Raw genomic sequence first — 17,595 nt, 5'->3', positions numbered from 1 at the left:
CATCGGCATTCGAAGCTGCTATGATGAAGGGAAAAGAGTAGCCGAAACCTTGATGATGGACTATCATCGGCAGTATCGGATCGATATTCGCATTGTGAGAATCTTCAACACCTATGGGCCGCGCATGGCGCCGGATGACGGAAGAGTCGTCAGCAACTTCATCCTCCAGGCCCTGCAAGGAGAAGAGATCACCCTCTACGGAGACGGCCGCCAAACCCGCTCCTTCTGTTATGTCAGCGACCTCATTCGAGGGCTGATTCAGATGATGGAGACCCCTGATCTGACCGGACCGATCAACCTGGGAAATCCGGAGGAGTTCACGGTGCTGGAGCTGGCCGAGAAGGTCATCGCACTGACCGGGAGCCGATCAAAGATTGTCAAAAAGCCGCTTCCGCAAGACGATCCGACGCAGCGCCGTCCCGATATTACACGGGCGAAGCAATCGCTTGGATGGACCCCCTCGATTCAACTCGAAGAGGGGCTCAAGAAGACGATTGCCTATTTTGCAGAGCGGCTCCGCCTCTCACCCGAGACCCTAACCCCGGCGGCAAGGCCGATCCGACTGAATCAGAACGGCAATGGGGAGCGTTCCGACGGAACGCCTTCGCAACGCCGGCCGCGTCTCTCCGGCGGCGCGGTCCGCCGCGTCGGCTAATCGGTTCACTCACATCTTACATATCAAACGCAACGGGCTCCGTTCGGAGTCCGTTGCGTCTCCCCCTCCTTGCGTCAAAGAGGTCTTCTCTATCCATTTTCCCGTCTGAATAAGGTCAATTCCCTATAGCGAAATCTCAAAGATCTGATACCCTGATCGGTTTAGGGTGAACCGATTTCTCTAAGATGAGAGAGCGGATGTAACGGGTCGGGGAAGAGATAACGAATGAGCAATGGGGAGAAGCAGGGGACCTGGTCGTACCAAGGCCGGCGCGCGCTGCGATTTATACAGCCTTTTCGGGGCGCCATCGGGGTGGTTCTCGGACTGACGCTTAGTGGAGCGGTCTTCAGCGCGTTTGAGCCGTTGGTCCTCAAGGCCCTCTTCGATGAACTCGGCCACGAAGCGACCCCGCGGAGCATCGCAATGAACGTCGGGATGCTGCTGCTCTTAGGGCTCGGCCATGAAGGGGTCTTCGCCTTATCGAGATGGCTTTCTTGGCGGGTCCGTCTGGGGGCCCATTATAGTCTTCTCGAAGCGACCGTCGACCGGCTTCAGTCGCTCCCGCTGACCTTCCATCGGCAGGAGAGTGTCGGCGGGATCATGACCCGGCTCGACCGTGGGATTCAGGGATTTTTGGAAGCGCTCAGCGAGATCGTCTTCAACGTCCTGCCGGCGCTCGTCTATCTGGCGCTTGCCCTCATTGTCATGGTGCAGTTGGACTGGCGGCTTTCATTGATGGTGATGGCCTTTACCCCTCTACCGGCGCTGATCGGTGCCTGGGCGGCTGAACAGCAGACAGAGCGGGAGCGGACCCTGCTCGATCGGTGGGCAAAGATTTATTCCCGCTTCAATGAAGTTCTCTCCGGGATCGCCACCGTCAAGAGCTTTGCCATGGAGGACGAGGAGAAGCGACGCTTCCTCCACGATGTGCGCGATGCCAATGCAGTCGTGGTTCGTGGGGTCGGGTTTGATGCAGGGGTCGGGGCTGCGAAGAACCTCGTGGTGATGCTTGCCCGGGTCGCCGCGGTCGCCCTCGGCGGTCTCTTCGTCTTTCGGGGGGAGATTACGTTGGGGACCCTCATCGCCTTTCTCGGATATGTCCAGGGGCTCTTCGGGCCGGTCCAAGGCTTGACCGGGATTTATCAAACGCTGCGGCGCGCCTCGGTCTCGCTCGGCACCCTCTTCTCCATCCTCGACGCCGAGGACCCGCTCGCCGATGCGCCGGACGCCGCCGACGTCGGACCGATTCGAGGGGAGGTTCGCTTCTCGAATGTCTCTTTTGCTTATCATGAGAAACGGTCGCTTCTGCGCCAGATCGACCTCTCTGTCCGTCCGGGAGAAATGGTCGCGCTGGTCGGGCCGAGCGGGGCGGGAAAGACAACGCTCATGGCGCTGCTGCAGCGCCTCTATGATCCGACGGCCGGCGCCATTTTCATCGATGGGGCCGACCTGCGGCGCCTTAAGCAACGATCCCTTCGGCGGCAGATCGGCGTGGTCCTCCAAGAAGCGCTCCTCTTCAACGATTCGGTCCGAAATAACATCGCCTACGGTCGACCGACCGCCTCACTCAGCGAAATCATTGCGGTGGCCGAGGCGGCCAATGCGCATCCCTTTATCGAGCGCTTACAGGAAGGGTATGAAACCGGGGTCGGGGAGCGGGGAGCAAGGCTTTCCGCCGGAGAGCGGCAGCGGATTGCGATCGCCCGCGCCTTGTTGAAGAACCCGCCGATTCTCATCCTCGATGAGGCCACCTCCGCTCTCGATGCAGAGTCCGAAGCGCTGGTTCAGGAGGCGCTCGCACGGCTGATCAAAGGACGGACCACCTTTGTGATCGCCCACCGCCTCTCCACCATCGTGGAAGCCGATCGGATCCTCGTCCTCAAAGAGGGGGAGATCCTCGAGAGCGGAACCCATGAGGCGCTGATCCAGGCCGACGGCTACTATGCCTCCCTCGTTCGCCGGCAAGCGCTGCACATTGTCCGAACCGAAGAAAGACCGGTCCATCCACACAACCTCCTCCCCGCCGTCATATCCCGTCCCTAACCTCATCCACCTTCAGCGAACGTCTTCTGTGGCAGGGGTCCAGATCCGCTGGGGTGTCTCGGTCTCGGTTTTCTGGTTCAGTGCATAGCGCCGAACGACCCACTCGGTGAAGAGGGCGAACTCCTCTAGGACCTGCGGCGGCGAGGTGTGGTGCGGCTGCCGCCCGCGGGACGGCGGGGTAAAGCAGAGGGTGATCGTCGTATCGAATTCGGCGAGCGCATCCATCTGACGGTCGAACCATTCAATGGCGCCCGGCCGATGCCAATCGGCCCAGCTGAGTCCCGTCCTTAATTTCTTCACTCCTATTCGACGGAGCCAGCCGACGGCGGCGTCGAGCCGGTGGTCTTGAAAATGAAACCACTGGCAGACGCCGAGCTGCGGATTGAAGCAGTCGAGCGCCGGCTTTGGTGTTCCGTCATCGCGGACCAGCCCCATGTAGAAATGACGATAATAAGAGCTTCCCTCGCTCTCCTTGTGTCGGGTCGTCGCCTCCCAGTCGGCCGGCAGGTCCAGCAGGCTGTACCAAAAAATCCGCTCCACCCGCCCGAGTAACAGCTCCGTCGTCCGTTGCAGGCCAAAAATCTGGACCTCCTCCGCGCCGAAGGTCGACACCCCGACTTCTGTGACCCATACAGGCTGTCCGGCCGCCTGTTCAATCTCCTCGATCTTCTTCGGCCACTCTTTGAGCTGCCAGTGGTTCCAGTCGAGTGGAAAGCCATGCACCGCCACCACGTCGACGCATTTCAATAGACCGTATCCGCGAAGTAAAGAGATGAAATTCGGATCGATCGGAGAGATCCCGCCGAGCACCCGGCGGAGCGTCGGAGCGAGCGTCCGTACCCGCTCGGCGGCGAGCCGCGTCATCTCGGTGTAGTCTCTCCATTCCGGATCGATCTTGAAGTCCCAGTGGGAGAGATTGTTTGGTTCGTTCCAAAACTTGATCGCCTCAATCATTGCGCATCGCGCCTCCTCTGGTTGCGCCGGCCTGGAGTCTTAAATTTTGATTCAGCCATGCAATCGTGCCGACGTCGTATCTTATACCCTCACCGGCCGATCCGAACCGGCCAAGCGATCTGAAAGGCCTTCGTCTTATAAATACTCCTATGATATTTGATCCGATGGGTATCGCAGCTTCAAAGCTTAATAAAAAAGGGTAGCGTGTTTAAAAAGAGCGCGTCAAGTAAGCGAACTTACAAATGTTGAAAAAGGTTTCAGTCGCGTAAAAATGATGTCGAACTCTCTGCAAATGATTTCGAATCTTTTTGTCATGCCGATTACATTCGCATTTTAACGAGAATGCAAAAGAGGGCCGGGCTGGACCACATTGTGGAAGAAGTGGATATCTAAAAAATGCCTTCCATCAGAAAAATCAGCGTTCCATTTTAACTTAAATTACGGGCATATTCCTTATAATGGGTGTCCGAAAAGGGAGAGATCCCTTTTGTAACTCTTGTGAATATCTTGTGAAATTCTCTGTGGAGAAGTCTTCACGCAGAGGAAGCTGGAAGCCTTTGGCTGAATTTGAGGCATGTCTCTTGCTCCTTCTTCGATGCAACTTTCAAAATGACTTTCTAACGTAAGGAGTCGTACATGAAGAAGCAGATCCTGATCACAGGCGGCGCCGGTTTCATCGGGTCACATCTGGCCGATGAACTTCTCTCGCAGGGGTATCGCGTCCGCGCCCTCGACAGTCTGGAGGCACAGGTCCACGGGGCCGAGGCGGCGCGGCCTTCTTATCTTCATCCCGAAGTAGAATTGGTGATCGGTGATGTCCGCGATCCGGCGGCGGTTCGCCGGGTGCTCGAAGGGGTCGATGCCGTCTATCATTTTGCCGCCGCGGTCGGCGTCGGCCAGAGCATGTATGAAGTGGCCCGTTACACAGAGATCAACAACCTCGGAACCGCCGTTCTGCTCGAAGCCCTGATCGCGCGGCCGGTCGAGCGGCTGATCGTGGCGTCGAGCATGAGCCTTTACGGGGAGGGGTTGTATCGCGCCGCCGATGGGAGCCGGGTGACCGCTGCCGAGCGGAGCGTCGCACAGCTGAAGGCGGGCCAATGGGAGCCGACCGGACCGAATGGCGAGCCGCTCGAGCCGATGCCGACCCCCGAGTCGAAGCTCCCTTGCCTCTCCTCGGTTTATGCCCTCTCAAAATACGATCAGGAGCGGCTCTGTTTGATGATCGGGCGGGCCTATGGCATCCCGACGGTGGCGTTGCGCTTCTTCAATGTGTTCGGAACCCGCCAGGCCCTCTCCAACCCTTATACAGGAGTATTGGCGATTTTCGCGGCCCGGCTGCTGAACGGCAATCGGCCGATGATCTTTGAAGACGGGGCCCAGCGGCGCGATTTTGTGAGCGTCCAAGATGTGGCGCTGGCCTGTCGGCTGGCGCTGGAAGTTCCCGAGGCGGCGGGAGAGGCCTTTAATATCGGAAGTGGGCGCTCCTATCCGATTCAGGGCGTTGCCCGGCAGATGGCGGCGGCGCTCGGACGAGAGGAGCTTCAAGAGGAGATCACCGGCGAGTATCGTGCCGGCGACATTCGGCACTGTTTTGCCGACATTACCCGCGCCCGCAAGGTGCTGGGATTCGAACCGCGTATTCCGCTGGAAGAGGGCTTGGCTGAACTCGCCGCGTGGCTTAAGGGGCAGGTGGCGATCGATCGGGTCTCCGACGCGCGTGCAGAGCTCGCCGCCCGGGGGTTGACGCTATGATCAACGGAGCAGGAAAAGATCGGCCCGTGTTGATCACGGGTGGGGCCGGGTTTATCGGGACCAATCTGGCCCATCGTCTCTTAGAGCAAGGCCGGTCGGTGATTGTTTTTGACAACCTTTCTCGCGCCGGGGTTGAAGAGAACCTTCAATGGCTCCGGAAGCAACATCATGCCGGCCTGGAGGTTGAGATCGAGGATATCCGAAATCTCATCGCCTTGCGGCGGAGCGTGGCGCGGGCCGGCGCGGTTTTTCATTTTGCAGCGCAGGTGGCCGTCACCACCAGCCTCACTGAGCCGATCCATGACTTTGAAGTCAATGCACGCGGGACGCTGAACCTGCTCGAAGCGATTCGGGCTCAGCCCGAGCCGCCGTCGCTTCTATTTACCTCCACCAACAAAGTCTATGGTGCGCTGGAGGATCTCCCGCTCCGCAACGCGGCGAAGCGGTACGCGCCGCAAGAGTCGACGATCCGTGCGCACGGCGTCGGAGAAGATCGGCCGCTTCATTTCCATAGCCCCTATGGTTGCTCGAAAGGGGCGGCCGACCAATATGTTCTCGACTATGCACGGACCTATGGCCTGCCGGCGGTCGTGTTTCGAATGAGCTGTATTTACGGTCCGCACCAATTCGGAACGGAAGATCAGGGATGGGTCGCACATTTCCTCATCCGCGCAATTGAAAACGAGACGATTACCCTCTATGGCGACGGGAAGCAGGTGCGTGATCTTCTCTTCATCGAAGACCTGGTCGATGCCTTCCTGGCGGTGGAGGAGCGGATCGATTTCCTCTCCGGGGAAGCATTCAACATCGGAGGGGGGCCCGCCAATGCGATCAGCCTGCTGGAATTGGTCGAGCAGATCGGGGCGCTGCGAGGGAAGAAGCCGTCCGTACAATTAGATGCATGGAGACGGGCCGATCAGCGTTACTACGTCTCGGATACGAGGAAGTTCCAGGCCGCCACCGGATGGGTCCCCCGTACCGATGTGGAAAAGGGGATCGAGGCGCTCCATGAATGGCTCCTCGCCTTCCGCTCCGAGCGCTCGGCATTGAAGCGGCCACGGAGCGTTTCTAAAATTCGGCTCTCCCGCACCGCCGAGCGAGGGGCGGCATGAAGGTCGCCCTGGTCAATCCCCATTGGCGCTTCGAGGGAAGCATCTACTTCGGCTGTCGGGAGCCGCACCTCCCGCTGGAGTACGGCTATGCGAAGGTCCTCCTCGAGCGGATCGGGGCGGAGGTCTTGATCGTCGACGGTCACCTGGAGCGGTTGTCCCAGGAGGAGGTTCAATCCCGCGTCGCCTCGTTTGCGCCCGATTTTACCGTGATCACCAGCGCCCCCAGCTACCTCTTCTGGCGCTGCGCGCCGCCGGAGCTGCGGATTCCGATCGAGGCCGCGCGCGATCTCCGGGAGGTCGGCGGAACATTGATCGCCGTCGGCCCGCATGGCTCTACCACCCCCACAATCACGCTCAAGAAGCTCGAGGTCGATGTCGTGGTCCTCGGCGAGCCGGAAGAGATCTTGCCGCTTCTCGTTCAAAAAACGGCCGGCGAGTGGCGCGGCATCCCCTCGATCTGCTATCGCGAGGGGGACGAGATCCGGGTCCAGGGCGGGCCGCATGCCGGCGATCTGGCCGCCCTTCCGCCGCTTCGCTGGCCGCGCGCGCTGCTGGCGCGCCATCCGCACCATCATCACCGATTCGATGCCCCACCCGACGGAGCCGGCGCGGAGATGGAGACCTCGCGCGGCTGTCCGTATCATTGTACTTTCTGCGCAAAGGACAATTTCCGGGATGACTATCGGAAGCGCCCCCTCGCGGCCATCGTCGAGGAACTCGACGGGTTGATAGAGGCCGGGGCGACCTACCTCTACTTCATCGACGAGATCTTCCTCCCGAATCAGCCGCTTCTGGAGGCGATCGCCGAGCGGGGGATCCGCTTCGGGGTGCAGACGCGGATCGATCTCTGGACGCCGCCGATGTTGGCGCTGCTGGGGCGCGCCGGCTGCGTGTCGATCGAAGCGGGGGTGGAGAGCATCACGGTGGAGGGAAGAAAGTGGCTCGACAAGCCAAGCCGACTCTCCACCGACGAGATGGTCGATCGGCTCATTATTGCCAAGCGGCATGTCCCTTTTGTTCAAGCAAACCTCCTCGACGCCCAATTCGACGATCCGGAGGCGATTGAACGCTGGCGGGAAAGGTTGCGCAAGGAGGGGGTCTGGGCCAACAAGCCGGTGCCGATGTTCCCCTATCCCGGCTCGCCCGACTATGTCCGAAAGTGGGGGCTGCCGGATGAGGCGGCCTGGGAGCGGGCGCACGAACACTATCTTCGGGAGTATGAGACGTTTAGCGACATCCAAGAGGAACGTCCGATCCCCCTTCCGATGCTGGAGTCGCATGGAAGCAAATGATCCCGACGGAACATTGCTGCCGCGCCGAATTCTCATGACGGCCGACACCGTCGGCGGTGTCTGGAACTATGCATTGGAGCTGGTCGGCGCCCTTGCGCCGCACGGAGTCGAGGTCGTCCTCGCCACCCAGGGAGAAGCTCCCTCGCCGGCCCAGCGACGGGAGGCGGAGCGCCTTCCGAACCTGACGCTCACTTCGGGCCTTTTTAAGCTCGAGTGGATGCGCTCCCCTTGGCAAGAAGTGGCTCAAGCCGGGGAGTGGCTGCTGGAGCTGGAGCGGCAGTGGCGGCCCGATCTGATTCATCTCAACGGTTATGTTCATGGGGCGCTCCCGTGGAGGAGTCCGGTGTTGGTCGTCGGCCACTCCTGTGTTCTCTCCTGGTGGCGGGCGGTCCGGGGGGAGGAAGCCCCATCCGATTGGGACCGCTATCGCCGTGAGGTCCGGCGGGGGATAGAAGCCGCCGATTGCGTCGTTGCGCCGACGGTCGCGATGCTCGACTCTTTGCGACACGATTACGGACCATTTCGTCACGGGAAGGTGATTCCGAATGGACGTAATCCGGCCCTCTTTGCCCCTTCCAAGAAGGTTCCGTTCATCCTCACCGCGGGGCGTCTCTGGGATGAAGCGAAGAATATTGGTCAGCTCGATCGAATTGCTTCGACGCTTCCTTGGCCGGTCTGTGTGGCGGGGGAGTCGTTTCATCCCGATCGTTGGGAAGTTCGGTTCGACGCGCTTCAGCCGCTCGGAAGGCTCGATCCGCCGGCGCTGGCGAGGTGGCTCTCCGAGGCATCGATCTTTGCCCTGCCAGCCCGGTACGAGCCGTTTGGCCTCTTGCCGCTCGAAGCGGCGCTCTCCGGTTGCGCGCTCGTTTTGGGAGATCTGCCGAGCTTGCGGGAGGTTTGGGGGGATGCGGCCCTCTTCGTCCCGCCCGACAATGCCGAGGCGCTGCGGGAGACGCTGCTGCGCCTGATCGGCGATCCCCCTTTTTCCGAGTCGATGGGCCGCCGCGCGCAGCGCCGCGCCCGCCGCTATACGCCTGAGCGAATGGCGGCAGAATACTCGGCGCTTTATGGAGAGATGCTGGCGCGCCACGGCGCATCCCGGGAAGGGAACAAGGCGGCATTGACCCCGCACGCTTCATCCAAATAAAGGCTGCTCAGACAAACAAAGGCTGGTCAGGAGGTTGATTTGCGCATCGCTCTTTTTTATCACTCGTTGGTCTCTGATTGGAACCATGGGAACGCCCATTTTTTGCGGGGTGTGGCGGCGGAGCTGATCGGACGCGGCCATGAGGTCCGTGTCTTCGAGCCGCGCGACGGCTGGAGCCTTTGCAATCTCATCAGGGAGCAGGGGCTGGGGGTCATCGACCGGTTCAGGGAGGTCTATCCCGGCCTTCAGAGCACCTTTTACGATCCGGCTATGTTTGATCGCGCCGATCTGCGAGACGTTCTGGATGAAGCGCTCGAGGGGGTCGATCTCGTCGTCGTCCACGAGTGGAATCCTCCCGAGCTGGTCGGACGGGTCGGAGCGCACCGGGCGGGCGGCGGGCGGTATCGTCTCCTTTTTCACGATACGCATCACCGAAGCGTCACCGCGCCGGAGGAGATGGCCCGATATAACCTCACACACTATGATGGGGTCCTCGCCTATGGTCGCGTCATCCGCGATCTTTATCTCTCCCGCGGCTGGGCGGCGCGGGCGTGGACCTGGCATGAGGCGGCCGATGTCCGCCGCTTCCATCCGCGCAAAGCCGACCGTGAAGGAGATCTCGTCTGGATCGGCAATTGGGGGGATGGGGAGCGGACAGCGGAGCTGGAGACCTTTCTGTTGGAGCCGGTGCGGGCGCTGGGCCTCTCGGCGCGGGTCTACGGCGTCCGCTATCCCGAAGCGGGGCGCGCCGCCCTGGCCGACGCCGGCATTCACTATGGCGGATGGCTCCCCAATTATGATGTCCCGAAGGTCTTCGCCCGGTACCGCGTGACCGTTCATGTCCCCCGTCGGCCGTATGTCCGCGCCCTTCCCGGCATTCCGACGATCCGGCCGTTCGAGGCGCTTGCCTGCGGCATCCCGTTGGTCTCGGCCCCTTGGAATGATGTGGAAGGGCTCTTTACGCCGGGGAAGGATTTTCTCATCGCCCGAAATGGCGAGGAGATGAAGCGGCATCTGTGGGCGGTATTGAACGATGCGTCGTTGGCGCGCGCGCTTTCCGCGCACGGGCGGGCGACGATTCTGGCGCGGCATACCTGCGGCCACCGTGTGGAGGAGCTCCTTGCGATCGATGCCGGGTTGAGGGGCCTGCCGGCGAAAAAGGAGGTGGCGGCATGAGCGGACGAACGATTGCGTTCTTCGGGTCGAGCCTGGTTTCGGCCTACTGGAACGGGGCGGCGACTTACTATCGCGGGGTGATCCGCGCACTCCACGGGCGCGGGTTTCGGGTGACTTTCTACGAGCCCGATGCCTATGACCGCCAGGCCCATCGCGACATCGCCGATCCCCCCTGGGCGCGCGTGGTCGTCTACCCCAACTCCGAGACCGGGGTGGAGGAGGCCTTGGCGTCGGCGCGGGGGGCCGATTGGATTGTGAAGGCGAGCGGCGTCGGGGTCTTCGATGCGCGGCTGGAAGCGGCGGTGCTCGACCTGCGCGATCGCCATACCGAGGCGATCTTTTGGGATGTCGATGCCGCCGCCACGCTCGATCGGGTGTTGCGCGATCCCGGCGACCCCTTCCGGCCGCTCATCCCCCGCTATGATCTGATCCTGACCTACGGCGGCGGGGCGCCGGTGGTTCAGGCCTATCGGTCGCTGGGGGCGCGGGAGTGTCTTCCGATCTACAACGCGCTCGACCCCGAGACACACCATCCGGTCCCGCCCGACCCGCGGTTTGAGGGAACGCTCGGTTTTTTGGGAAACCGTCTTCCCGATCGGGAAGCGCGTGTGGAGCAGTTCTTCTTTAAGGCGGCGGAGGCGCTCCCCTCGGCGCGCTTTCTCCTGGCGGGAGGGGGCTGGGCCGACAAGCCGAAACCACAGAACGTCCACGACCTCGGGCACCTCTACACGCGCGATCACAATGCCTTTAACTGCACGCCGCTGGCGGTCCTGAACATCACCCGCGAGAGCATGGCGCGAAACGGTTATTCGCCGGCGACCCGCGTCTTCGAGGCGGCTGGGGCGGCGGCCTGTCTGATCACCGACGCTTGGGAGGGGATTGAGCTTTTTTTAAATCCGGGAGAGGAGGTGTTGGTCGCACGCGATGGCGCCGAGGTGGCGGCGGAGCTCCAGGCGCTGACATTGGAACGGGCCCGAGCGATCGGAGAGGCGGCGCGGCGGCGAATTCTCTCGGAGCATACGTATGCCCACCGGGCGGCGCAGCTGGAGGCATTGCTCGACGGGAGGGAGGCAACCGGCAGAGCGCGCCGCCGGCGGGAGCGCGCCGACCCGGAAGGAAAAAACAGCGGATCTGAATCGCGTCTTCAAACAGGGGAGGTGTTATGAACGGATCACGATTGTCGATCGTTATCTTGGGCTTATCGATCACCTCTTCGTGGGGAAACGGGCATGCCACGACCTACCGAAGCCTGGTGCGGGGATTGAGCGCGCGGGGCCATGACCTCTGTTTTCTCGAGCGAAACGCCCCCTGGTATGCGTCGAACCGGGATTTGAAGCGTCCGCGGCAGGGCCGCTTCGAGCTCTATGAGAGCCTCGAGGAGCTGAAAGACCGGTTTGCCGAGGAGGTGCGCGAGGCCGATCTGGTGGTCGTCGGCTCTTATGTCTCGGAGGGTTCGGCGATCGGGGAGTGGGTCACGGCCACGGCACGCGGCGCGACCGCCTTCTATGACATCGACACGCCGGTCACCCTCGCAAAACTGGATCGGGACGAGGCGGACTACCTTTCCAGAGCGCTGATCCCGCGTTATCACCTCTATCTTTCCTTTACCGGGGGGCCGATCCTCGGACGGATCGAGCGGGAGTATGGCGCCCGAAAGGCCCGACCGCTTTATTGCTCGGTCGATCCCAGCCTCTATTTCCCGGAGGAGGTCGAGCCGCAATGGTCGCTCGGCTATATGGGGACCTACAGTCTCGATCGACAGGGGCCGCTCGAGGCGCTTCTGGTCGAACCGGCACGCCGTTGGGAGGAGGGGAGGTTCATCGTCGCCGGCTCCAAATATCCCGGGACGATCGACTGGCCGCATAATATAGAGCGGATCGAGCACCTTCCCCCGACGCAGCACCGCGCCTTCTACAACCGGCAGCGCTTTACGCTGAATGTGACCCGCGCCGACATGCGCCGGGCCGGCTACTCTCCGAGTGTGCGCCTCTTCGAGGCGGCTGCCTGCGCCACGCCGATTATCAGCGATGCGTGGCAGGGGCTCGAGACGTTCTTCAAGCCGGGAGAGGAGATTCTGATCTCCCGCTCTCCGGAAGAGACCCTCTCCTATCTGCGTGAGACGTCGGAGGAAGAGCGGCGCGCCATCGGACTGCGCGCCTGCAGCCGTGTATTGGCCGAACATACCGCCGTGCAACGGGCCGCAGAGCTGGAAGAATATGCCCGAGAAGTGTTGACCGTCCTGCCGCGGCTTCGGGAGGCCGCCTCTTTTTAAGGAGTACCGTATGAAGCGTTCCAAGAATGAAGAAGGAAGAGGCCGGTCGATCGCCCCGGCGAAAGGTCGGCTGGGGGTTTTGATTCCGGGAATCGGCGGGGCGGTGGCGACGACGTTAATCGCCGGCGTTCATCTGATTAACAAAGGGCTGGCCCGGCCCTATGGCTCACTCACGCAGATGGAGCGGATTCGGCTTGGAAAGCGATCGCGGCCTCGGTGGAAGCCGATCCGGGAGTTGGTGCCGCTCGCCCCATTGACCGAGTTGGCCTTCGGCGGATGGGATCTTTTTCCGGACGACGCCTATGAGGCGGCGCGAAAGGCGGGGGTCTTGCCGCCGGAGCAGTTGGCCTCGGTGCGGAAGGAGCTGCAGCGGGTGCGGCCGATGACGGCGGCGTTCGATCCGGCGTTCGTTCGGAATCTGCGCGGCTCTCATGTCAAGCAGGCGCGGACCAAAATGGGGCTGGCCGAAGCGCTCATGAAAGACATCGAAGGGTTTAAGGCGGCGCACGACCTCTCCCGACTGGTGATGGTCTGGTGCGGATCGACCGAGGTCTATCAAGCGCAGAAGCCGGTTCATCAGACGCTCGAAGCGTTCGAAAAGGGGCTGAAGGAAAACGACCCCGACCTCTCCCCCTCGATGATCTATGCCTATGCGGCGATTCGGCTTGGCATTCCCTATATAAACGGGGCGCCGAACACCTCCGTCGAGATTCCGGCGCTGGCCGACACGGCGCGGCAGCGAGGGGTGCCGGTCGCAGGGAAAGATTTTAAGACCGGCCAGACGTTGATGAAGACGATCATCGCGCCGGGGCTGCGGGCGCGGATGCTCGGGGTGCGGGGATGGTTCTCGACGAACATCCTCGGAAATCGCGACGGCGAGGTGCTCGATGACCCCGGCTCTTTTCAGGCGAAAGAGGTGACCAAGTCGTCGGTGCTCTCCTCCATTCTCGACGCCGGCCTCCACCCGGAGCTTTATGGCGAGCTCTATCACAAGGTTCGGATCGAGTATTACCCGCCGCGCGGGGATGCCAAAGAGGGATGGGACAACATCGACATCTTCGGCTGGATGGGACAGCCGATGCAAATTAAAGTCAATTTCCTCTGCCGTGATTCGATCTTGGCGGCGCCGCTGGTGCTCGACCTTCTTCTCTTTATCGACCTCGCGCAGCGCTCCGGGCTCAAGGGGACGCAGGAGTGGCTCTCTTTTTATTTTAAAGCACCGATGGCGCGACCCGATTTAGCCCCCATTCATGATCTCTTCGTCCAGTACCTCAAGCTGACGAACACGCTTCGGATCTTGGCGGGCGAGGAGGTCCTGCACCATTCGGGGCTCGACTACTATGAGGAAGAGGCCGCATGATTCAATTTCGGAGTGCGGAATAGCGTGAATGACGAAAAGACAAAAGGCAAAAAGATAGAAGAGAGGAAGATGGGATTTCAGATCTGCTGGATCGATGATGAGAAGAGGCTGGCGCTCGGAGGCTGTCCGAGCGGCGCCGATCCGGAGCTGTTGATTCAGGAAGGAATTGGAGCGATCCTCAGCCTCCAGCAGCATCCGGTCGAGGGACCTCCTCTCTCGGCCGGCGCGCGGCTTGTTTGGGCGAATGTGCCGATTGAGGATGGCGGCGACGGCGGCTGGGATGGGGTCCCGACGGTGGAAGGGCTGGCGGCGGCGGTCGAGCAGATCCGCGGGTGGCATCAAGAGGGCCGCCGCGTTTATCTGCACTGTCGCCAAGGGATCGGCCGTGCCCCGACGGTCGCGATGGCTTATCTGACGCTGGTGCGCGGGATGCACCTCGCGCATGCGATCGCCCGGGTGGTCGAGCGGCGTCCGATGAGCGACCCGAGCGTCTATCAACTCGGTGTATTAACCGAATATGTTCGAAGGGTTTATGAGACGTGCCGGCCCCGGTTGAGCGAAATCCGCCGGGCCAAGTAAACGTCTGGAAGAAGGAAGACCCGATTGGCCATAAAAGATCTTTTTAGAAAGCTGGGGCCCGGCCTGATTGCGGGGGCCTCGGATGACGATCCGACCGCCATCGCCACCTACTCGCAGACCGGCGCCCAACTCGGTTTCGGGATGCTCTGGGCGGTTCTCTTGGTCTATCCCTTGATGGTCGCGGCGCAGCAGATCAGCGGGCAGATCGGGCGGGTCACCGGGCATGGAATCGCTTGGAACATGCGGTATCATTTTCCGAAATGGCTCGTTTATCCCCTCGTCGGGTTTCTCTTCATGGCGAACACGATCGGCTTGGGAGCCGATATCAATGCGATGGGAGAAGCGCTTAAACTGTTGATCGGGGGCTCCTCCCTCGCCTACTCGACCGGTTTCGCGCTTCTCTCTCTTCTGTTGGAAGTCTTTATTCCGTATACCCGTTACGTTCCTTATCTGAAGGGCCTGACCCTCGCCTTATTGGCTTATGCTGCAACCGCCTTCGTCATGGAAATATCGTGGGAGGAGGTGGCCAAGGCGACCTTTTTCCCCTCCATTCGATTGGATCGCGAGCACCTCGCGATCTTCGTCGCCCTTCTCGGGGCGATGCTCAGCCCCTATATCTTTTTCTGGCAGGCAACCGGCGAGGCCGAAGAGCAGAACGGACGACCGGGAGAGAAGCCGCTGAAGCAGGCCCCGGAGCAGGCCCCGGAGGAGCTCCGGCGGATTAAAATCGATACCTATACCGGGATGGCCTTTGCAAATCTGATCGCCTACTTTATCATTCTGACCTGCGGCGCGACGCTTTATCCGCAGGGAATTCACCAAATTCAAAGCACCGCGCAGGCGGCGGAAGCGCTCCGGCCGGTCTCCGGTCGGTTTGCCTCCCTTCTTTTTTCGGTCGGAATGATCGGCACCGGTTTGCTGGCCGTTCCGGTCTTGGCGGGATCGGCCGCGTATGCGTTGGGAGAGACCCTTCAGTGGCGGGTCGGCCTTGAGCGGAAGCCGCATCGGGCGAAGCGCTTTTATGGAGCGCTTGTCATGGCGATGTTTTTGGGGCTTGCCTTCAATTTTTTAGGGATCAATCCGATCCGGGCGCTCTTCTGGGCGGCGATGATCTATGGCGTGGTCGCCGCCCCTGTAATGGGGATGATGGTGGTGCTGGCTTCGAGGCCGAGCGTGATGGGAGCGTTGACCCTCTCTCCGACGCTGAAAGGCTTTGGGTGGCTGACGACCCTGGTGCTTTCGGCCACCGCTATCGGCTTTCTGGTCATGACGGCGCTCTAGGCGCATATCGAGCGGTGGAGGAGATGCGGAAACAATGAAGCTCATCATCTTTGGACTGACGATCAGCTCCTCCTGGGGAAACGGACATGCAACCCTCTGGCGCGCGCTCTGCCGTGCCTTGTTAGAGCGCGGGCACCGCGTTGTATTTTTCGAGCGCGATGTCCCCTATTATGCCGCGCATCGCGATTTTGCCGGCCTGCCCGGACTCGACCTCGTCCTCTATCTCCGCTGGGAGGAGGTCTGGCGGCAGGCGGAGGGGGCATTGGTCGATGCCGATGTGGCAATGATAACTTCCTACTGCCCCGATGCGATTGCAGCGTCGGAACTGGCCCTCTCTTCTCCAGCGCGCCTTCGTCTCTTTTATGATCTCGACACGCCGGTGACGCTGGAGCGGAAGCGGGCGGGCGCGCCGGTAGACTATCTTCCCCCGGGGGGCCTGGCCGATTTCGATCTGGTCCTCAGCTATGCTGGAGGGGAGGCGCTCACCGCGCTTCAGGAGCGGCTTGGGGCCCGCCGGGTCGCGCCGCTTTATGGATGTGTCGATCCAGCGGTCCATCGTCCGGTCTCCCCGGTGGCGGCCTATCGCGCCGATCTCTCTTATCTCGGAACGTATGCGGCCGACCGGCAGGAGGCCCTGGAGCAATTATTCATCACGCCGGCGCGACAGCTCGCTCACCGACGGTTTCTTCTGGGGGGATCGCTCTACCCTCAGAATTTCCCCTGGACGGAGAATCTCTTTTTCCTTCAACATGTCGCGCCGTCGGAGCATCCGGCGTTCTATTGCTCTTCGCGACTCACCCTCAACGTGACCCGCCGGGCGATGGTTGAGAACGGCTATTGTCCTTCGGGGCGGCTGTTCGAAGCGGCCGCCTGCGGCGTGCCGATCTTAAGCGATCGTTGGGGGGGGCTCGATCTTTTTTTCGAGCCCGGCGCGGAGCTCTTGGTTGCCGAGAATGCCGAGGAGGCGATTGCGGCGATCGAGCGGTCGGAGGAGACCCTCTCGAAGATCGCCCGATCGGCGCGGGAGCGGGTGCTCGGCGCGCATACCGCGGCGCACCGGGCCGATGATTTGGAGGAGGCGCTCGAAGCGGCCGCTCGGCCCTCGGTTGAAGATCGAATCGTATAGGAGGATTGAGTCATGTGGGGAATCATCCCGGCGGCGGGTGTCGGAAGTCGGATTCAGCCGCTCGCATTTTCCAAAGAGCTCCTGCCGGTCGGGAGCCGTTCCGACGGCGAGATCGAGCGGCCCCGTGCCGTGAGCGAATATCTCGTCGAGCGGATGATTTTGGCCGGCGCGATGAAGATCTGCTTTGTAATCTCCCCCGGCAAGTGCGATATTTTGGAATATTATGGAGGTCGCCTCTCGTCGACCCACCTCTGTTATACCGTTCAGCCGCGTCCCGCCGGTCTCTGCGATGCGATCTTCTCCGCGTTGCCGCTGATTCATCCGGAGGAGTCGGTTTTGGTCGGCCTGCCCGATACGGTCTGGTTTCCGGAGACCGGCCTACGTGCGCTCGGAAGCGAGACCCTATCGTTTCTCCTCTTTCCGGTCGAGCGGCCGGAGTTCTTCGACGCGGTCGTCACCGACCGGGAGGGACGCGTCCTGAAGGTCCAGGTAAAACAGCCGAATCCCGAGACCCATTGGATTTGGGGCGCCTTCCGGATGCCCGGCGTGGTCCTTCGCGACCTCTTTGAACTATGGTGTTCGCGAAACCGGCGTGACGAATATTTTGGAACGTTGGTCAATGCCTATATCGAAGGCGGTGGGAGAGTTCAGGCGGTTCCGGCCGGAGAGGCCTATGTCGATGTCGGAACGATCCATGGTTATCGCGAGGCGATCAAACTTCTGAGTTTACAAAGAGGGGAGGGTGTGAAGCCGCCCGATCCTTCGGAGGGGAAGGCTGATCCGAGCCGATTCAACGTGCGTCGGGTGGCGTGAGAGAGAGCGTGAATGCGAATACGAGCATCG

The 17,595-nt window shown here is 61.4% G+C and carries 15 protein-coding genes; 14 read left to right on the top strand and 1 reads right to left on the bottom strand.

Translation table 11 applies throughout. The features are described 5' to 3' along the window. On the top strand, positions 1-655 hold a 655-nt coding region (locus HY282_03340), incomplete at its 5' end, for a GDP-mannose 4,6-dehydratase (protein ID MBI3802775.1). A gap of 225 nt (positions 656-880) precedes the next feature. After that, positions 881-2,698, top strand: a complete 1,818-nt coding sequence (locus HY282_03335; protein ID MBI3802774.1) for an ABC transporter ATP-binding protein — start codon at positions 881-883, stop codon at positions 2,696-2,698. Between the two features lie 12 nt (positions 2,699-2,710). Here HY282_03335 and HY282_03330 read toward each other — a convergent pair whose 3' ends face one another. After that, entirely contained in the window at positions 2,711-3,652 is a 942-nt protein-coding gene (locus HY282_03330; protein ID MBI3802773.1) for a beta-xylosidase, read from the bottom strand. Positions 3,653-4,288: 636 nt separating this feature from the next. Here HY282_03330 and HY282_03325 point away from each other — a divergent pair. From HY282_03325 to HY282_03270, 12 genes are all read left to right on the top strand, one after another. Next, a complete protein-coding gene (locus HY282_03325) occupies positions 4,289-5,407 on the top strand; it encodes an SDR family NAD(P)-dependent oxidoreductase (GenBank protein MBI3802772.1) in 1,119 nt (372 codons plus the stop codon). Then, positions 5,404-6,519 carry an NAD-dependent epimerase/dehydratase family protein gene (locus HY282_03320; GenBank protein ID MBI3802771.1) on the top strand — a complete coding sequence of 372 codons (1,116 nt, stop codon included), beginning with the start codon at positions 5,404-5,406 and terminating at the stop codon, positions 6,517-6,519. Before HY282_03325 ends, HY282_03320 begins: the two co-directional genes overlap by 4 nt. Beyond that, complete coding sequence (locus tag HY282_03315) at positions 6,516-7,811, top strand: TIGR04295 family B12-binding domain-containing radical SAM protein (protein MBI3802770.1); 1,296 nt, start codon at positions 6,516-6,518, stop codon at positions 7,809-7,811. Before HY282_03320 ends, HY282_03315 begins: the two co-directional genes overlap by 4 nt. A gap of 34 nt (positions 7,812-7,845) precedes the next feature. Beyond that, positions 7,846-8,958 carry a glycosyltransferase family 4 protein gene (locus HY282_03310; protein MBI3802769.1) on the top strand — a complete coding sequence of 371 codons (1,113 nt, stop codon included), beginning with the start codon at positions 7,846-7,848 and terminating at the stop codon, positions 8,956-8,958. A gap of 39 nt (positions 8,959-8,997) precedes the next feature. Beyond that, the gene (locus HY282_03305; GenBank protein ID MBI3802768.1) at positions 8,998-10,134 is read left to right on the top strand and encodes a glycosyltransferase; all 1,137 of its coding nucleotides are present in this window, start codon (positions 8,998-9,000) and stop codon (positions 10,132-10,134) included. After that, on the top strand, positions 10,131-11,300 hold the full coding sequence (locus tag HY282_03300; protein MBI3802767.1) for a glycosyltransferase: 1,170 nt from the start codon (positions 10,131-10,133) through the stop codon (positions 11,298-11,300). Before HY282_03305 ends, HY282_03300 begins: the two co-directional genes overlap by 4 nt. Next, positions 11,297-12,406: a glycosyltransferase gene (locus HY282_03295; GenBank protein ID MBI3802766.1), complete on the top strand. Its 1,110-nt coding sequence runs from the start codon at positions 11,297-11,299 to the stop codon at positions 12,404-12,406. The genes HY282_03300 and HY282_03295 overlap by 4 nt, the downstream gene beginning before the upstream one ends. Before the next feature lie 10 nt (positions 12,407-12,416). Then, positions 12,417-13,766: an inositol-3-phosphate synthase gene (locus HY282_03290; protein MBI3802765.1), complete on the top strand. Its 1,350-nt coding sequence runs from the start codon at positions 12,417-12,419 to the stop codon at positions 13,764-13,766. A 69-nt stretch (positions 13,767-13,835) separates the two neighbouring features. Beyond that, on the top strand, positions 13,836-14,345 hold the full coding sequence (locus HY282_03285; GenBank protein MBI3802764.1) for a dual specificity protein phosphatase family protein: 510 nt from the start codon (positions 13,836-13,838) through the stop codon (positions 14,343-14,345). Positions 14,346-14,369: 24 nt separating this feature from the next. Continuing rightward, positions 14,370-15,626: a divalent metal cation transporter gene (locus HY282_03280; GenBank protein ID MBI3802763.1), complete on the top strand. Its 1,257-nt coding sequence runs from the start codon at positions 14,370-14,372 to the stop codon at positions 15,624-15,626. Between the two features lie 34 nt (positions 15,627-15,660). After that, positions 15,661-16,752: a glycosyltransferase gene (locus HY282_03275; protein ID MBI3802762.1), complete on the top strand. Its 1,092-nt coding sequence runs from the start codon at positions 15,661-15,663 to the stop codon at positions 16,750-16,752. Positions 16,753-16,764: 12 nt separating this feature from the next. Beyond that, positions 16,765-17,565 carry a nucleotidyltransferase family protein gene (locus HY282_03270; GenBank protein ID MBI3802761.1) on the top strand — a complete coding sequence of 267 codons (801 nt, stop codon included), beginning with the start codon at positions 16,765-16,767 and terminating at the stop codon, positions 17,563-17,565. The last annotated feature ends 30 nt before the right edge of the window (positions 17,566-17,595 follow it).

It is taken from the genome of Candidatus Manganitrophaceae bacterium (assembly GCA_016200325.1).
GTDB lineage: Bacteria > Nitrospirota > Nitrospiria > SBBL01 > Manganitrophaceae > Manganitrophus.
Note: the sequence above shows the minus strand (reverse complement) of the source record. Positions and strands in the feature narration are given on the sequence as shown.